Source organism: Bacteroidota bacterium (assembly GCA_016721765.1).
In the GTDB taxonomy this organism is placed as follows: Bacteria; Bacteroidota; Bacteroidia; order UBA4408; family UBA4408; genus UBA4408.
This window is the reverse complement of record JADKHO010000001.1, coordinates 622,726-641,340: the sequence shown is the minus strand read 5'-3', so window position 1 is coordinate 641,340 and position 18,615 is coordinate 622,726. Positions and strand designations below refer to the sequence as shown.

Genomic DNA, 18,615 nt, shown 5'->3' with positions numbered 1-18,615 from the left:
AGTTTTCGCGTTTAGCGGGATGAACAAACAGGTGAAATTATTTTTTCTTTTCAGGCGCTTTTGCAGCAGCAGCAGGAGCTTTAGCGGCACCGGCAGCAGCAGCGGCAGGAGCTTTAGCAGCACCGGCAGCAGGAGCAGCAGCGGCAGCAGCAGCTTTAGGCTCTTCCACAACCGCACGTGTCATTTGAACCGCCACAATCACACGATTGGGAGTATCCAAAAACTGTACATTCGGCACGCTTAAATCGCCAACACGGCTAGATTGACCAATTTCTAAACTGCTAATGTCTACCGAAATAGAATCCGGCAAATGAGAAGGCAATGCTTTTATCTTTAATTTACGTGTAATAATCGCCATTTTACCACCTGCTTTTACACCGGCAGAACTTCCTGTAATAACCACGGGAATGTCAATAATTACCGGTTTGTCAGGAAATAATTGAAGAAAATCAATGTGCATGATTTTATCGTTCACAGGATGAAATTGAATTTCCTGCAATAAAGTTTCATACTCTTTTCCGTCTACTTTTACCATTACTTTGTTCACATCCGGAGTGTACACAATGTGACGAAAATCGTTGTAAGGCGCAAAAAAGTTAACTTGTTCAGTTCCTCCGTACAAGGTACAAGGCACTTTTCCATCGGCTCTTAAAGCCTTTGCATCTTTTTTCCCTACGCTCACTCTAGGCGAGCCGCTAATAGATACTGTTTTCATTTTATTCTTTTTGTTTTATGGAACTGCGCTATCCGCTTCGCATTTCCGATTATATAATTGTTGCGGAATAGTTTTTTAAATTTCTGTTAACACAAAAATGATCGCTGATGCTTTCAAAATTATGCACCTTGCCCAATACATCCGCAAACAAATCGGCCACCGAAATCACACGGATTTTGAGGAAGAAGATTTTAATGGAATGGTATCGGTAACAATCAATTCGGTAATTTTCGATTTTTCGATGGTTTCGTAAGCTTTTCCTGAAAGGATGGGATGGGTGCAAATGGCACGCACACTGGCAGCGCCTTTTTCCATCATCAAATCGGCCGCTTTTGTTAAGGTACCTGCGGTATCTACAATGTCGTCAATCAACACGATATCTTTTCCTTCTACATCTCCAATCAAAGTCATGCTTTCTATTACGTTTGCTTTTTTGCGTTGCTTATAGCAAATTACCATTTCGCAATTCAAAAACTTAGCATATGCATTGGCTCGTTTTGTTCCACCCATATCCGGCGAAGCCATTGTTAAACGCGGTAAATTTAAACTTTGTAAATAGGGTAAGAAGATAGAAGATGCATACAAATGATCTACCGGCATGTCAAAAAATCCCTGAATCTGATCAGCATGCAAATCCATGGTTATGATGCGGGTAATTCCCGCAGTTACCAATAAATTAGAAACCAATTTGGCGCCAATGGCTACTCTCGGTTTGTCTTTTCTGTCTTGTCGAGCAAATCCGAAGTAAGGAATAACCGCTGTAATATTTTTAGCAGATGCACGCTTAGCGGCATCAATCATCAAAAGCAATTCAAATAAATTATCGCTGGGTTGAAAGGTAGATTGAATAATAAACACATCGCAACCCCGCACCGTTTCCTCGAAAGAGGTTTGAAACTCACCATCACTAAAACGTGTAAACATCATGGTTCCTAACGACTGTCCGTAGCTTGCAGCTATTTTTTCGGCCAGGTAGAGCGAACTTGTTCCTGAAAATATTTTTACCGGTGAATCCATTTCTATTGTGGGTTATACCAATGATTTTTAAAACGGGACGCAAATGTATGTTTTTTATTGGAAACAGGAAAGGAAGATGGCTTTAAAAATGAATGATTTTTGGATGAAAGGGTACTGGATGTGAAGGCCTTATGTAAAATCACAAAAAATCGGCGCAAAGCAGTCGAAAAGGTGCATTCAATTCATTTAATTTTTAAATTGCAGGCATAAAATCCTGCTTATGGCAACCAAAGATACCTCCCAAAAATACAGTTCCGTTCATTTTGCTGCCGAATGCTATCCCATTGCCAAGGTGGGCGGACTGGGCGATGTAGCTGGAGCGCTGCCTAAATACCTCAATAAAGCAGGAGTAAAGACCTGCATTTTTATGCCCTATTATCACCAGAAATGGGCGAAGAACAATACTACTACAGTGATTTTTGATGGGGTGGTGAAAAGTGACAGCTACTACAAGGAATTTAGCATACGCAGCTTCCCCGACGAGGGTTTGGGCTTTGACATTTATTTTGTGGATATCCCGGATTTGCTTTACCGCGAACAAGTGTATGGTTACGAGGATGATCCCTTGCGCTTTATCTTTTTTCAGCAAGCAGCACTAAATTACATCAGCACTTGGAAGCATAAACCCGATAATTTTCATTGCCATGATTATCACACCGGCTTAATTCCTTTTATGATTCAGCAATGTCCGCATTACCTTTCGCTGAAGGGAATAAAAACCATTTTTACCATACACAATGGACTTTACACAGGAGCTTTTGATTGGTCACTGGTAAAATATTTACCTCATTTTTATGCTGAAAGAAAGGGTTTTTTAGATTGGGATAATACGATAAATCCGCTGACTGCTGCCATAAAATGTTGTGATAAATTGACAACTGTGAGCGAAGGTTATTTGGAAGAACTGAAAGCGCCCTCCAATCCATTGCAATGGCTTTACAACGAATACCATTGGAAAAGCAAAGGCATTGTGAATGGAATTGATAATGAAGTGTGGGATCCCAAAACGGATGAAACGCTGGCAACAAAGTTTACCGGCAATTGGACTGATTTTAAAAGCGAAAACAAGAAGGAAATTTGTGCCTCGGTGCAATTAAATCCCGATTATCCATTGGTTATTTTTATTGGCAGATTAAATGTGGAAAAGGGCGGAGAGCTACTAACACAGGCTATTGGACGTTATGCTGCACTCAACCGAAAGATGAATTTTTACATTTTGGGTTCCGGAGCAAATTCTATTGAAGACAACATTCGTCACCTTTCTTCGAATTATCACAACAACATTGCAAATTATATTGGCTACAACGAAACACTGGCGCATCAACTGTATGCTGCAGCCGATTTTATTGTGATGCCTTCGCTGGTTGAACCCTGTGGATTAAATCAATTGTATGCCATGCGTTATGCAACTATTCCGATGGTGCGCAGTGTGGGAGGTTTGAAAGATACAGTGGTGGATTTTGGCGATGAAAACGGCTACGGCATTCGCTTTAACGAGGCCAACGTGGATGATCTTATTTACAGTTTGAACCGCGCTGCGGCTTTATTTGCAGATGGAAAGCACTTGTCGAAACTTCGAAAAACCTGTGTAGGATTGGATTTTTCATGGGACAAAGCAATCAAAAAATACATCGAAATTTATAAAAACTAAGCTTATGGAAAAGTTGATTAAAGTAGTTTGCCTGATTTTAGGAGGAGGAGCCGGGTCGCGCTTGTATCCCCTCACCTCCATGCGCAGCAAGCCGGCTGTGCCTATTGCCGGTAAGTATCGTTTAATTGATATTCCCATTTCAAACTGTTTGCATTCGGGCATTCGACGCATTTTTGTGTTAACGCAATACAATTCTCGCTCCCTAAACGCACACATCAAAAACACCTATCACTTCGATAATTTTAGCTATGCTTTTGTGGATATTATTGCTGCAGAGCAAAGGCCCGGAAGTGAAAAATGGTTTCAAGGAACTTCCGATGCGGTGAAGCAAACATTGCCTCATTTAGCAGGTCATGATTTTGATTATATTTTGATTTTAAGCGGTGACCAATTGTACCAAATGGATTTACGTGAGTTTGTAAATAAACATGCGGAAAGTGGCGCCGAAATTAGCATTGCCACCTTGCCGGTAGATGCAAACGATGCCCCCGGATTTGGAATTTTGAAAGTGAACGATGCCGGGTTTATCGATAAGTTTGTGGAGAAGCCTGCCCCACAAGACCTTGTTAATTGGGTATCACCGGTGGGAGATCGACAAAAGGCCGAGGGTAAAGAATACATGGCTTCCATGGGAATTTATGTGTTTAATAAAGAAACACTTACCCGCATGTTTGAAGAACATCCGAATTTTACCGATTTTGGAAAAGAAATTATTCCCACCGCCATCAATAAAGGAACCAAGGTAAAGGGTTATTCCTACACCGGTTATTGGACCGATATCGGAACCATTCGCAGTTATTTTGATGCCAATTTGGATTTAGCGGAATTGATTCCGCAATTCAATTTATTTGACCACGATCGCTTGATTTATACGCGTCCGCGGATGTTGCCGCCTACAAAATTTTCGGGAAATACCTTGCTTAAAGGTTCAGTAATCTCGGAAGGTTGTATCATAAATGCCCGCGAAATTGAGCGTTGCATCATTGGGAATCGTGCGCGCATTGGAGAAGGCACCGTAATGAAAAATTGCATCTCCTTTGGAAACGATTATTACGAAACCCTCGAAGAAATCATCGCTGCAAAGGATGGAATACTCATGGCCATTGGTAAAAACGGACATTTCGAAAACTGTATTATTGATAAGGATGTGCGCATCGGCGACAACGTTATTATCCGCGGAAGCAAAAACATGCCTGATATTGAAACCCCGCAGTATTGTATTAAAGATGGAATTGTAATCCTTAAAAAGGGAGCGGTGATACCGGATAATACGACGATATTTATTTAAAATAGATTAAAATTTATGACCGAATTAGGAATAGGATCTCGCGTACAACATCCCGGATATGGTGATGGTGTAGTGATTAATGTGAAAAAGCAAAGTACACTGATTACCTTTATGAATCACGGTACCAAAGAAATTCCTCAAGACTATGAGGGCTTAACTATTTTAGATAAGGTGGAGCCCGATGCCGATTTGGTGAGTTTGTGGGACATAGAGCGCACGCTCATTAAAGTGATTAAGGACTATGTGGAATACCCTGAAACAGTGGAGCTGGGTAAAAAATGGACCGGCGGAAAAATGATTTTAGAGCCTGGCGATACCGCCTTATCGAGCAAAGAAATTCCGATTGAAACACTTTTTCATAAAATTGTAATGATTCGCGACCGCATGCGCACACTAGAACAGCGCATCAACAGCAATGCGAAATTGGAGGATGAAGAAAAAATAAACCTGCAACAATACATTACCAAAGTATATGGCAGTTTGACCACGTTTAATGTGTTGTTTAAAAATCCGGAAGAGCAGTTTAGAGGGGAGAAAGGGAAGGAGTAAGGTAGTGGGTGGCACGCGCTGCAAGCGCGCGCCAGTTAAGCTAAGACGCGCTATAATCGCGCGCCAGTTAGGATAGAAGAAGTACTAAGCATGACCACCTTTCTTTTTAAAATACAAATAATCCAAATAGTACAGCACTTTCAGCGATAGGCTATTGGTTTGCGGGGCATTTAAGGTATTGCTAAAATTATCGCCAAATTTGGTTTGTGCGAAAGCTTGCTCATTCTCGATGGCGTTTTTATATACCAAAGAAAAAGTGCTGCCGGGTGCAAAAATCCAGGAATACACAAAATCAATATTAAAGGCATTGTAATTAAAACTCTTGTTGCCTGTGAAAGTGCTGTTCTCTGTAAAACTACCATCCTCTTCAATTAAAAAATACTTGCGGTATTCTCCGGTATTCCAGTAATGGCGGCCAATTAAACTAAGGGTCATATCCTTTTTAAAGATGTATTTTAGTTCCAAACGATTTATGTAAGTATGCAGTTTTCTGCCGCCATAAATAACCGCTCCACTGTCGTCAATCGCTGCAAAACCAAAATTAAAAGGGTCGTAGTAAAATGAAAAACTGTATCGGAGGTTAAGCTTATCTGTGGCTCTATACCTTACGGAGATATCGGTATTAAAACCTTCCATTTTAAAATGGTCTAAAAAATTACTCATGTTTTGGGTTAAATCAACTGCAATTTTTTTGCGGTAATCTGTACTAAATCCTAAATAAGCATAGTAATACCGAAGGGTATTTGCAAAGCGCCCTTCCACACGGGGTTCGTTGTAATCGCGCACTACCATCGGAGTTAATCCGGCTCCTCCAAATATAGCATTGTAGCTCAACAAGGAGGCAAAACCGCTGTAATTGATTTCTAAATTGGTGTTTTGCTTCGTAATATAATGAGTGGAATAATTCACACTCATGCTCTGATTTCCCTCACGAATAATGCGATTGGGTTTAAATTGGTAATATTCAACGTATGCGCGGCTGCTCACCACATTCGGAATGCTTTGAAAGCCCAAATCGCTGGTGCTAATGCCACTGCTGCTCACAAATCGGCTCAAGCCAAACTGTGTTCTACCACTGCATTTGCGGGCACCCATAAAATAATTGTAGCCCAATTGGTCGGTATAACTTTCTTGTGTTCCTTCCACTTTGCTCAGTTTCTGACTGAGGTTTCCATTCCCGTCGATGGCAAAAGTGCTTTTGCGGTTATAAAACGTGAAACCGGCTCCGCTTACATTGGCGTCTTTAAAGGTTTTGTCGCGTATTACATTTGTATTGATAAAATAAATATTTGAATTGTTTTTTAACTGTTGATCCAGTACCACAATGTTGTAATTAGTTAAAGGTTCGGTGAGGATTTTTCGCCTATCGCCTAATGAATCTTGCACTACTGCATACATATCGGCGGTAACGGCATTAAATATTCCTATTCCCAATCCATTGTTGGTGCGGCCCGAAACCTTTGCAGCATTTATTAATTTTACTTGCGAGGGATTTGAAATAATACTGTCTCTCTCATTTAACTGATCATACAGATTAAAATAGCCCGAAGGTGTTTTCCCGATTCTTCGAGAATAAAACAATCCATTTTTTGAAAACAATTCTGTCCCTTCTCTAAAAAAGGAACGATTTTCATCGTAGGTTACTTCGCGAAAACCTAAATTCTTAATTTTGCTGTCACTCTGTACCTGCCCAAAATCAGGCAAAAGAGTTAGGTCTAAGGTAAAACGGTCGTCAATTCCATATTTAATATCTGCTCCCACATTATACGAAAAGGTGCTTAACTGATCAATTGTACCATCGTGATCCAAGTAAGGCGTTCGCTCTGCATAACCTGATAAATAAGGCGTCATGGAAAGTCGGACAGGTGTTTTTATATTGCTAATGCCAATCAAATTTCCCCAATAATTTAGCGGATTACCGGCACCGCTGGGCGTGTAACTCCACTGGTCGAACTCACGGTTGCGTCGAATGTTGCGTGTAAATTGTATGCCCCACTTTTGAATCTCTTTTTTGGGAAATCGAATAGCAGAATAAGGAATTTTAAATTCAGCCACCCAGCCCTCTGCATTCATGGCAACAGCACTTTGCCAAACGGCGTTAAAAGTATTGTCTGTCCATTTGTTGTCGATTTGCACACCCGAGGCCCACACTCCAAAAATAAAAGCATCTTGACGCACATTATAGGGATCGATTTTTACTTGAAACAAATCCGCATTTAAATCCTGATCATCTCGATTTCCCAGCTCATGAAGTATGCTATCCGGAGCCGGATCGTGCATAAATGCTGCAACGTAAATGGCAGTATTATCATACGCCACTTTTATTTCGGTAACAAAAGTTGGTTTCGAATTTTCGATGGGTCTGCCTTGCACAAAATCTGATACAGCCACTGCATTTTGCCAAGCTTCATCATCCAATTTGCCATCAATGTGCGGCGCTTTGGAAATGCGCAAGGCGGTGCACGATTTTAAAGAGTCTTGCGCAAAAAGGGATGCAGCGTGACAGACAAGGAGTACTAAAACAAGGCAGTTTTTTTTCATGGGGTGCAAGGGGTGAACTATTGTACCGTTCTGTAAAATGCAGGAATGCCGTACGATTCATTTAACACCGCAATGTTTTTTTGCGCTTTTATCCAGTTCCTCATTTTTGTTTCCAGCACGCTAATTGGCAAACAGCCATCGCTTAAAATTTCGTCGTGAAAGGCACTTAATTTAAATTTAGAACCAAGGGCTTCTTCTGCTTCTTTGCGCAACGCCATTATTTTTAATTGGCCAACTTTATAACTCAAGGCTTGTCCCGGAATGGCCATGTAGCGCTCAATTTCAGTGGCAATTCCTTTTTCATCGCCCGGTTCGTTTTCTAACGAAAATTGTATGGCTTGTTCGCGCGTCCAACCTTTTGAATGAATTCCAGCGTCGGTTACTAAGCGAATAGCACGATGCATTTCTTGGCTCAAGCTACCGAAACGTTGATAGGGATCAGTATACAATCCCAATTCCTTCCCTAGCGATTCGGTATACAATGCCCAACCTTCGCCATAAGCGCCATACCAAATAAATCTTCTAAATTTTGGAAGCGAAGTATTTTCAGACTGTAAAGAAGTTTGATAATGATGTCCCGGAATGGCTTCATGCAGAAACAACGATTCCATTCCAAAATTATTGCATTTCGCAGGATTTACTATTGGAACATAAAAAATACCCGGTCTGGATCCATCCGGAGCAGCATTGTTGTATTCGGCACTGGCGCTGGCTTCACGAAATTTTTCGGTTTCACGCACTTCGAATTTTGATTTAGGTGTAATGCCAAACAATTTTTTTAATTGAGGTTGCATGCGTGCTTCCACCTCGCGATAAGCATTCAATACTTCCTCAGCTGTTTTGAAGGGAAAAAATTTAGGGTCGGTATTGATAAAGGTAAAGAAGGATTTTAAATCTCCTGTAAAACCTGTTTCCGCTTTAATCTTTTCCATTTCAGTGCGGATGCGCTTGACTTCACTTTGACCTAAATTAAATACTTCATCAGGTGTCATTTCGGTGGTAGTCCACTGCTTTATTAAATATTGATAACGTTCCTTTCCATTTGGAGTGGACGATATACCCGCAGTTTCGCGGCACTTAGGCAAATATTCTGTTTGAATAAAATCGTGTATTTTTTGGTAAGAAGGATTGATTTTTTCAAGAATGGCTTTTTCGTAATCTGCAGTAATACGGGCTTTATCTTCAGCTGAAAATGCTGCCGGCAAAATTTTAACAGGGCCATAAAACACACTTTGTTTTGGGTCTTTTACAACCATGTCTTGCATCTGCGGAAGCACTCTTTCCATTAAAATTTTAGGAAACACTTCACCACTTGCAATGCCTTTGCGCATATATACAATTGATGAATCGCTCCAGGCATAAAAAGCACTGATGCGGGCAAGAAAATTGTCATAATCCTTCACCGTTTTAAAGGGTTGATTTCCGCTACCCGAACCCAATTGACCCATTGTTATGGGGGTGCTCCAAAATTGTTGTATGGGCTGATAATTGTCGTGAAAAGTTAATCCTTCAAGTCCTATTTCGGTTTCACGCATCAACACGTCGTAGCTAATTTGATCGTTTGCCGAGAGGCTATTTCTATCGATTGCGGAAAGTGCATGTTGGTATTTTTCGTAAAATGTTTTAAGTGAAGTCCTGTAACTATCGCAGATATCGCAGGGCAGCAAATCATTGTATTGATTGTCACCGTTCAATGTTGCCTCAAGCGGAAACAACTGCATACGCTCGTTGTAGTAATTTTCAAAAAGGGAGTCACATTTTTGAACACTTACTTCTGAGTTTAATTTTTTGTCGGAAGAAGTACAGGCAAAAATGGTTATTGCCAGAATAAAGAGGTGTTTTATTTTCATTGTTTAATGTATAAGGTTCATCAGTTTTAGCTGCAACTTAAAAGTGCAGGCTCATTTTTAAATTGCTTCGCTTGTATTTTGAGTTTACAACCGGACTGTCTTTTTTAAAGCCAAATTTTTCATACAAATGTATGGCGGGATAAAGAGAGCGATTTGTTTCCAAATAAAGAACTTTTGCTTTTTTCTTTTTTGCAAAGTCAAGCGCTTTTTTTAGTAATAAATTGCCAATGGATTTGCCCTGCATGGATTTGGTAACTGCCATTTTATTGAGCTCATAAACTTTTTTGCCATGATGCGTTAGTGCAACCGTTCCAACCGCTTTTCCTGCACTTATTGCAAAGAAAATCATTCCGTCGTTTTCTAAAATTGTTTTTTCAGGATTTCCGAGCACCCGCGCATCTTCTTTTTCTACAGAAAAGAAATCTTTCAGCCATTCTTCGTTCAGCTTTTTAAAATCAGATTTGTATTTTGGTTGAAAAGGAAGGATGGATATTTCGGAAATCAGTTTGTTAGCAAGGCCTTCTTTTACACGCTCATACATGTTTTTGGATTCCAATTGTTTTTCCATTTTTTCAAGCGCATACAAGAGGTCCATTCCGGTTGATTGCACCAATTCATGTGTTGATTTTTCAATTTGAATTAACAAAGGTTGTAGTTTTTCGAAAGTTGATTTTCCTTTTGCACTAAGTTCAAGTATTCGTTTGCGTGCGTCTTTTTTATCTTTTCGGGCAATTACTAATTTTTGATGCTGCATTTGGTCGGCAAACTGCACCACTGCCGGATGAGAGAGGCGAAGTTGATCGGCAATATCAATAATTGAAAGTGCTTTTTGTTTATTCAGGAGATATAACATGGTAAACCAACGTGGCTCAAAATCGAGCTGTTGCTCCCTGTAAATTTTACCTACATCGCCCATAAGCGTATCGCTCAGGCGTTTTAAGCGTGTACCAAGTGCCAATTCCTCTAATTCTTTTATCACATCGGGTTTTGCCATAAACAAATGTAAAATTAATTATATAAGTACTTACATATAATTTAGTTAAAATTGTTAAAAGCCAAGAATATTCAGCCGCAATTAATCAGCTTTTGTTTTTTAGATGTTGCGCAACGAAGCGCGTGGAAAGTAATAGTGCTATTTGTCCAAGGGCACAAGCTGTAGCGGCACCTTCTTGATTAAATTTAGGGACTAATAAGGCTGAAAGCAGGAATGTAAATACGCCGGAAGCAAGCATTAAATACACCGCTTGGCTTTGCCAATTGTGTTTTGTAAACAAAAACATGTAGGGCAGGAATAAGGTGAAAGCAAAAATATTTATCAGAAATCCGAAGTAAACCCAAACTGTAAATTCAATCTTAAATAGCAAATTACAAAGCACGTATACGCCTAACATAAAAGATAGGGAGTAAAGGGCACCAAAAAAATTAAAATTTCTATGCAAGACATTAAATGTTGCTGCATTAATGCGGTAAATATTTTTTGTAAAAGGTACCAAAACCATACTTGCCGCTACAATGCCCATGTTACATAAGTTTGAGATAATCTGATAGCTTGCTTTTTCGGAATGCGGCAAAAAAATACTTACGCACAGTAAATCGGCTTTGTCTACTAAGAATCCACCCAAACCAAGAAGAAAAAAGGGTGTAAGTAATTTTAATTCCGCAAGCGAGAAAGAGGAACTTCTTGGAAAATCTAAATGCGCCCAATACATGCCAAGGAGCAAAAGCGTTCTTATGACTTGTGCGCCTGCATAGCTCAATAACAATAACTGCAACGTGATTTTGTTACCGAAATAAATGAGAAAGCCAAGCAGTAGAATGCTACATAAAAGTTCAATTAGCAGTGTTTGGCGGAAATTTTTAAAGAAGAGCACAAGGGAATCGAAGGATTGTTGAATAAAATTTAGTGTCAACCAAACGGCACAAATCAGAAAGAGGGAGGTATCGTAGGTTAGAAAATAGAGGCAAGTTACAGCAAAGATCAAGATGGGAATGCGGCTCCAAAAAATTTTATTCCATTGCGATTTTAAAGTTGAAGGATGTTTGCTAAACGCTCTTACCAAATAATCCTTGTTACCAAAAGCTAAGAGCACACTTAAAAAGTTAACTGTCACCAAAGCTTCGGTGAATTCTCCCCACAATTCGAGTGAATTTGATTGGATGACTACTAAGGATACAAGCATGCCGGAAGCAGCTTTTAATGCAATGTTTCCGCCACTCAGGAGTACAATATTTAAACGGCTAATAATTTTTTTGCGAGCTTGTTTCAAGGCAGGTAGTCGGGTTCAAAACGATTGCTTTCTCTTGCTTCCTCACATGCCTGAAGTACTGAATAGGGAGCAAATTTATCTACTTCGTATCGATAATAAACATCGGTTAAAAAGGCAAATTCGGGATTGGTGTGTGTTGAAATTCCGCTTAAAAGTAATTTTACTTCTGCTTCGTTTAATCCCCATTCCATGCCCAAGCGTACAGCACTTGGCTCAAAAAAGCTTAGGTAAATATACTCTGCTTGTGTGTGATCTTGCGCGTTTTTAAATTGCAAAAAGGAATTGCTTGAACTGTGAAAGCTTGTTAGAAAGGAATTGAAATTTTTTTGATCGGTATCAAATTCTGCAAGTGAGGTATAACCTGTAATGTCGGGTGTTGGGCTAAATAAAGGTTGCATTTTACTTTCATGGCACCACATGCATTTTGCAGGTTTTCCGGCATTGCTAAAAATGGATTCAGGGTTGACGCGAAGCTTTCCATCACTACCATAAATGGCAAAGCGGGGTTGACCATTTTCCATATAGTCAAAAGCCTCTATGGTTCCCGAAGGCAAAAAATTTCCGGAAGTGAAACGACCATGTCCTTCTTCGGCAATAAAAAAGTTTTGACTTAGCTGATTTGTGTTGGTAAGGTAACGAATTAACCTTCCTTCACTGGCAATAGAGGAGGTATCGAGTGCCAATTGCTTTGCGGCAGAATAGGTAAAACTGTTTTTAAAATCTGAGAAGCTGCGGTAGGTACCGGTTATTGCGTAGTAATGCCAGGTAGAGTTAAAACACAATGCAAAGAATCTACCGGCATCTATTGCTTCTCTTTTTTTATAGTCATCACTTTCTTTTATCACCTTAATGAGACTGGTAAGCGCCTCCATTGCGTTTTTCGAAAAGCCAAGATGTTCCATTTGCAGGATAACTTGCTGTCCTGATATACTTACACCTTTTTCGAACTCGCTTTTGGGTAATGTAGCGCCGAGATAAGATAACAGCCATGCCACTCCTGTTTTAAATTCAGCCGGCGTTTGTGTTGCCGGTGAATTGTACCAAATTAAATTGATGTGCTCATTGTTTTCGGGAACATGGTTGTAGGCGCAAGAGCTTGTTAAAAGCAAAAGTGCAGTTACAATTTGTATCAAAACGATTTTTACACAATTAATTATTCGCTTGGGCTTTTTCACAAACATTGATTTTCTGTTAAAAGAATCTTTCGAATATACGCGCTGATTTTTTCAAATTTAAATACTTTCGGAAAATAAAGCCTTATGGCAGAATGAACAATTGTAAAAATTTGATGCAATTTAAAAAGTACACACTGTTACAAACTTACCAAGTTCCGCTCTTCTGCTGTTTGTTGGTATTTGTATTTTGGTTTGGGGTGAAGCCCGGATGGAATCAAATTGAAACCGACTTCCCAAATTATTATGTGAGCTCAAAAATGCTCCTGCAAGATAATTTGCAGGATGCGTATTCAATTAAAAAATTCAACACTTCCATTCAGGAATATGTGCCAACAGGAAGTGGCATGTTTGTAATGTACCCACCCCCCACAGCTTTGGTGATGCTGCCCTTGAGTGCTTTTGAAATTGAACTGGCACGCAAGATTTGGCTCTTGGTTTCGCTTGGGTTTTTAATCCATCTCATTTATCTCATCCGCATTAGTGCGAAATTAACGCTTATGCAATCGGCGATTATTGTTTTGCTTGCCGGATTTAATTTAGTGAATGATTTAATGTTAGGTCAAGTTTATATCTTCCTGCTTTGGTTGCTTATGTATGGATGGACTAGCTACAAAAAAGGCGATAAGCGACTGGCCGGAATGAGTTGGGGCATATTGGCTGCCCTCAAGTTTCTTCCTTTGTTTTTCTTGCCCTTGCTGATTTATAAGAGAGAATTCAAAATGAGTATTTTTCTTACTATAAGTTTTTTGTGCCTTCACCTAATTACCTTTTTTATTAGCGGTCCCAAAACCTACCGTGCATTTAATTTCGCATTTGCCGAAAATTATTTCTACTCAAAAGTTGCGAATGAAACTCCTGTGAGTTACCGCTATCAGAGTATGGATGCATTGGTAAATTCTAAAATAACTGCAAATGCTGAAACCCCTAAAACGGCTATTATTTGGAAGGTGTTTTTAGCAGTTTGGAAATTGTTTTGGTTGACGCTATTGGGGTTTTTTATTTGGAAGCAGAAATCAAATTCCGACTTCCTCGAAAAATCAATTGCTGCAGTAATTTTACTTTTGCTTTTGCTGGAGGCAGGATCAGCAACCTACCACCTGTTATTTGCAGGTTTTGCATTGATATTTTGTTTGAAATTTACCCCACAAAAACCAAATAGTAGCATCTTGTTGCTCTGGATTTTATTGGGGTTTTTACCGACCCTTTTAAGTAAACTTCCTTACACAAGCCTAGCGTTTTTATACAGTCGACTTTGGCTGCTGTGTTTATTTACACTTCAGTTTTATTTCCTCGTTTTGCGCCAAAAAAATAGGGAGTCATTACCCCTATAATATTCTTTTACTGTCTCAGAAAATAATGCTATTTTTATTTTCTTTTAAAAATTAATTTATGACTTTCAAAAAAATCACCCTACTGTTTTCTCTCATTTCCACCACTCTATTTGCGCAGGTTACAGCTACCGATTACATCTCCACTTCGCACCATTTTAAATTGAGCCCGGGTGTGAATGAGAAGGATTATTTTGCCAATACGATAATTTTTAAGGTTAATGAGGATTATAGAAGCAATTGTTCGCTGCATGCAATTGAAAATACAAGTTTGACTCAAGCGCTGAACTATTTAGGAGCGACCGGACTTGTGAAAAAATTTCCAAATCATCAGCTACCAGCAAAAAAGGAAAATAAATCGGGGCAAAAACTAATTGACTTATCCTTGATTTATGAATTCACTTATACTACAAAAGTATCGGTCGAAAAGGCAGCAAATCTTTTATTGAAATCGGGTATATTAGATTATGCCGAACCTCATTATTTGCCTCATTTTGATTATCAACCTAATGACCCACAAGCTACAGTTAGCGGGCAATATCACTTGAATAAAATAAATGCTTATGCAGCTTGGGATATCAGCAAAGGCGATACAAATATTGTTATTGGAATTACTGATACAGGCACCGAACCCACACATCAAGATTTATTCGCCAACATCAAACACAACTATGCTGATCCAATTGATGGGCTTGACAATGATTCGGATGGTTATGTTGACAACTATACCGGATGGGACGTAGGAATGAATGACAATGATCCCAGTTGGGAGGGTAATCCGCATGGTGTGCATGTGAGTGGATGTGCTGCAGCAAGTACTGATAATCTTACAGGTGTTGCAGGTTCCGGATTTGATTGCAAATTTTTACCGGTAAAAATTGCCGATGCTGGCGGGGCGCTTATTTCGGCGTATGAAGGAATTATTTATGCTGCAGATCATGGTTGTGGAATAATAAATTGCTCTTGGGGAAGTTCAGGAGGAGGCCAGTTTGGACAAAATGCGGTTGATTATGCAACGATTAATAAGGATGCGCTAGTAGTGTGTGCTGCTGGAAACGACAATGTAAGTACTCCACATTATCCTTCAGCATTTAACAATGCTTTTAGCGTGGCCTCCACTACAACAAACGACAATAAATCTTCCTTTTCAAATTTTGGATACACCATTGATGTTTGTGCGCCAGGAAGCAACATTAACGCTACTTATCCCGGGAATTCTTACACACAAATAAGCGGAACATCCATGGCTTCTCCCGTTGCTGCGGGTGCTGCAGCGATTGTTAAAGCAATGTTCCCACAATATACTGCTTTGCAAATTGGCGAGCAGTTAAAGGCTACTTGTGATCCAATTAATGCTGCCACGCTCGGAGTATATGCAGGAAAGCTTGGCAAAGGACGTATCAATCTTTTTCAAGGTGCAACAAACGTTAATGCAAAATCGGTAACGATGATGAATCGCAACGTAACCGATGGGAACGATAATGCATTTGTTGGAAATGACACGCTACAAATTAGCGGTGATTTTGTAAATTTCTTAGCACCATTAACAAACTTGAATGTTACGTTAAGTAGCACTTCACCTTATGTTACCATACTTAATAATACTTTTCCTGTGGGAGCCATGACTACACTTCAACAAGTTTCAAATAGTGCCACTCCTTTTCGGGTGAAAATAAGTCCAACTTCACCGGCAAATGTAGCGGTAACTTTTAAGCTTAATTTTAGTGATGGGGCTTACTCTTTTAACTATTATTTTATAGAGGTAATTAATGTTGACTACATAAATGTAACAGTAAATGATATTTCGACCAGCATCACCAGCAAAGGTCGAATTGGCTTTAATAGCGACGGGCAAGCTGATGGATTAGGTTTCAAATATAAAAACGGGAGACAATTGTTGTATGAAGCCGGACTCATGATTGGTACTTCCGGTAATAAAGTTTCGGATATGGTTAGAGGTGCCAATGCCGGGACAACCGATAATGATTTTTCAAGTATTCAACGTGTTTCGAAAACACTCCTTCAATTCATTCAGATTTTGATTTAGTCGGAATTTTTAATGATGCTATTGCTGCTTCACCAGTAGGTGTGCGTGTAAAACACAAGGCTTATGCATGGAATACGCCCGGAAATACCAAATATGTGATTGTGGAATATAAAATAAGTAATACCACTGCAAGCAGCATTTCTAACCTTTATGCAGGCATATTTGCCGATTGGGATATTGATGATTCTTCTTTCGCAAGTAATCGCGCCGAATTTGATGTTGTTAATAAAATGGGATATGCTTATTACACCGGTACAAATGGTCTTTACACAGGAATTCAATTGGTGTCTAATACAGCTCCTGTGCTTCATTATGCTGTTGATAATATTGCCGGTGGTGCGGGTGGAGTTGATTTAACCGATGGCACAAGTGAAAGTGAAAAGTACAGCATCTTATCAACCAACCGTGCAATTGCTGGTGCAACCGGTAGTGGTGTTGATATTATTGATGTGGTGAGTAGTGGTCCTTTTACAATCGCACCGGGCGATAGTGTTACAGTTGCTTTTGCATTGTTGGCTGGGGATAGTTTATTGGATTTGCAACAATCAGCACAAAATGCACAAACAAAATATGATTCACTTGCCCCTCTTGCAGTTAGTCACTTGGACAATGTTAAAGGGGGATTCGCTGTGTATCCGAATCCAGCTACAGCCAAGCTAACAATTCAATTAGAGAAAGCCGCCAATGGTGAATTAAAAATATACAATTATAGCGGACAAATTATTTACGATTGCAAGCTGACTGCTTTTAATGATAAGTTATTTTATCAAATAGATGTAACAAATTATCCATCAGGAATTTATTTTATTCAGCTTGTAAATGCCGATGGAGTGCAGCTTCAAAAGGTAGTTGTGGAATAATAAATTGAGAAAAATGAATTCAAGAAGGTTTCGGTAGCTCACCGAGACCTTTTTTGTTTTTATAAAATGGAGACACATTTCTGCTGCTCCAAAAAAATCAATTAACTTAGCAATCAAACTTTTATTTAGATATGCCACTGTATCCAAATGCTATTGCATCCAAACTGCCAACTGTTGGGACTTCCATTTTTACAATCATGAGCAAGCTTGCCAGCGATTGCAATGCCATAAATCTGTCTCAAGGATTTCCCGATTTTAATTGTTCGTCTGAATTGGTAAAAATGGTGAATCAATATATGAAAAGCGGGCACAATCAATATGCTCCTATGGCTGGTTTGCTGCAATTACGGGAAGCCATTGCAAAAAAAACACAAGAACTATACTCCATCAATTATGATCCTGAAACTGAAATTACCGTAACGGCAGGAGCTACCCAAGCCATTTACACTGCCATTGCAGCATTAGTGAAGGAAGGCGACGAGGTAATTATTTTTGAACCAGCCTATGATTGCTACTCACCTGCCATCGAGTTAAATGGGGGAAAAGCGGTATATGCGCAATTGAAATTTCCAAGCTATAGTATTGATTGGGATGAGGTAAAAAAACTCATTAAACAAAAAACGCGTATGATTATTATTTGTACGCCCAATAATCCTTCCAGCAATATTCTTACTGCTGCCGATATGCAAAAGTTGGAGAAACTCACCAAGAATACCGATATCGTAATTTTGAGCGATGAGGTGTATGAGCACATTATATTTGATGGATTCGAGCACCAAAGTGTTGCCCGATATCCCAAATTGGCAGAACGCAGTTTTATTGTTTCTTCTTTTGGCAAAACCTATCATACAACCGGCTGGAAAATGGGGTATTGCTTGGCTCCTAAAAATTTAATGGCTGAGTTTCGTAAAGCGCATCAATACTTAGTTTTTTCAGCCAATACACCCATTCAACATGCCTATGCTGATTATTTATCGAATAAGGAAGATTATTTAAATCTGGGAAAATTTTACCAGCAAAAACGCGATTACTTTTTGGAATTAATTAAAGGCTCCCGATTTGTTCCGCTCCCGGTATCAGGCTCCTATTTTCAATTGTTGAAATACAATGCAATCACCAAAGAAAAAGATACGGAGTTTGCCATTCGACTCACGAAGGAACATGGCGTTGCATCTATTCCTGTTTCGGTGTTTTATCATAAACCGCAAGACAATAAAGTACTGCGTTTTTGCTTTGCCAAATCAAATGAAACACTTGAAAAGGCGGCTAAAATTTTGTGTGCCGTATGAGTTTAAAATACTTCAAATAGGTGCATTGATCTAATTAA

The 18,615-nt window shown here is 39.4% G+C and carries 13 protein-coding genes and 1 pseudogene; 7 read left to right on the top strand and 7 right to left on the bottom strand.

What is annotated here, in order from left to right; genetic code table 11:
* Positions 1-37: 37 nt before the first annotated feature.
* Together IPP32_02380 and IPP32_02375 are read right to left on the bottom strand one after the other, a co-directional pair.
* A complete protein-coding gene (locus tag IPP32_02380) occupies positions 38-715 on the bottom strand; it encodes a 50S ribosomal protein L25/general stress protein Ctc (protein MBL0046932.1) in 678 nt (225 codons plus the stop codon).
* A gap of 49 nt (positions 716-764) precedes the next feature.
* Positions 765-1,732 (bottom strand): annotated as a pseudogene (locus tag IPP32_02375) (ribose-phosphate pyrophosphokinase).
* A gap of 220 nt (positions 1,733-1,952) precedes the next feature.
* On the opposite strand from IPP32_02375, the gene IPP32_02370 reads away from it, so the two are divergent.
* The 3 genes from IPP32_02370 to IPP32_02360 are packed head-to-tail and all read left to right on the top strand — an operon-like array spanning position 1,953 to position 5,220.
* Complete coding sequence (locus IPP32_02370) at positions 1,953-3,383, top strand: glycogen synthase (protein ID MBL0046931.1); 1,431 nt, start codon at positions 1,953-1,955, stop codon at positions 3,381-3,383.
* Between the two features lie 4 nt (positions 3,384-3,387).
* Complete coding sequence (locus IPP32_02365; protein MBL0046930.1) at positions 3,388-4,671, top strand: glucose-1-phosphate adenylyltransferase; 1,284 nt, start codon at positions 3,388-3,390, stop codon at positions 4,669-4,671.
* A gap of 15 nt (positions 4,672-4,686) precedes the next feature.
* Entirely contained in the window at positions 4,687-5,220 is a 534-nt protein-coding gene (locus IPP32_02360) for a hypothetical protein (GenBank protein ID MBL0046929.1), read from the top strand.
* An 84-nt stretch (positions 5,221-5,304) separates the two neighbouring features.
* Here the strand turns inward: IPP32_02360 and IPP32_02355 are convergent, their stop codons facing one another.
* The 5 genes from IPP32_02355 to IPP32_02335 all read right to left on the bottom strand — a co-directional run bounded on the left by IPP32_02355 (position 5,305) and on the right by IPP32_02335 (position 13,053).
* Complete coding sequence (locus tag IPP32_02355; protein MBL0046928.1) at positions 5,305-7,761, bottom strand: carbohydrate binding family 9 domain-containing protein; 2,457 nt, start codon at positions 7,759-7,761, stop codon at positions 5,305-5,307.
* 17 nt (positions 7,762-7,778) lie between these two features.
* On the bottom strand, positions 7,779-9,611 hold the full coding sequence (locus tag IPP32_02350) for a DUF885 domain-containing protein (GenBank protein ID MBL0046927.1): 1,833 nt from the start codon (positions 9,609-9,611) through the stop codon (positions 7,779-7,781).
* Positions 9,612-9,648: 37 nt separating this feature from the next.
* A complete protein-coding gene (locus tag IPP32_02345) occupies positions 9,649-10,605 on the bottom strand; it encodes a bifunctional helix-turn-helix transcriptional regulator/GNAT family N-acetyltransferase (GenBank protein MBL0046926.1) in 957 nt (318 codons plus the stop codon).
* Positions 10,606-10,690: 85 nt separating this feature from the next.
* On the bottom strand, positions 10,691-11,878 hold the full coding sequence (locus tag IPP32_02340) for a hypothetical protein (protein ID MBL0046925.1): 1,188 nt from the start codon (positions 11,876-11,878) through the stop codon (positions 10,691-10,693).
* The gene (locus IPP32_02335; protein ID MBL0046924.1) at positions 11,875-13,053 is read right to left on the bottom strand and encodes a hypothetical protein; all 1,179 of its coding nucleotides are present in this window, start codon (positions 13,051-13,053) and stop codon (positions 11,875-11,877) included. The genes IPP32_02340 and IPP32_02335 overlap by 4 nt, the downstream gene beginning before the upstream one ends.
* 113 nt (positions 13,054-13,166) lie before the next feature.
* On the opposite strand from IPP32_02335, the gene IPP32_02330 reads away from it, so the two are divergent.
* From IPP32_02330 to IPP32_02315, 4 genes are all read left to right on the top strand, one after another.
* Positions 13,167-14,384, top strand: coding sequence for a DUF2029 domain-containing protein (locus IPP32_02330; protein MBL0046923.1), 1,218 nt, complete (start codon positions 13,167-13,169; stop codon positions 14,382-14,384).
* Between the two features lie 58 nt (positions 14,385-14,442).
* Positions 14,443-16,428 (top strand): S8 family serine peptidase, encoded by a 1,986-nt coding sequence (locus IPP32_02325; GenBank protein MBL0046922.1) that lies wholly within the window; start codon positions 14,443-14,445, stop codon positions 16,426-16,428.
* Positions 16,429-16,469: 41 nt separating this feature from the next.
* Positions 16,470-17,288: a T9SS type A sorting domain-containing protein gene (locus IPP32_02320; GenBank protein MBL0046921.1), complete on the top strand. Its 819-nt coding sequence runs from the start codon at positions 16,470-16,472 to the stop codon at positions 17,286-17,288.
* 131 nt (positions 17,289-17,419) lie between these two features.
* Positions 17,420-18,577, top strand: a complete 1,158-nt coding sequence (locus IPP32_02315) for a methionine aminotransferase (GenBank protein ID MBL0046920.1) — start codon at positions 17,420-17,422, stop codon at positions 18,575-18,577.
* Positions 18,578-18,615 lie beyond the last annotated feature (38 nt).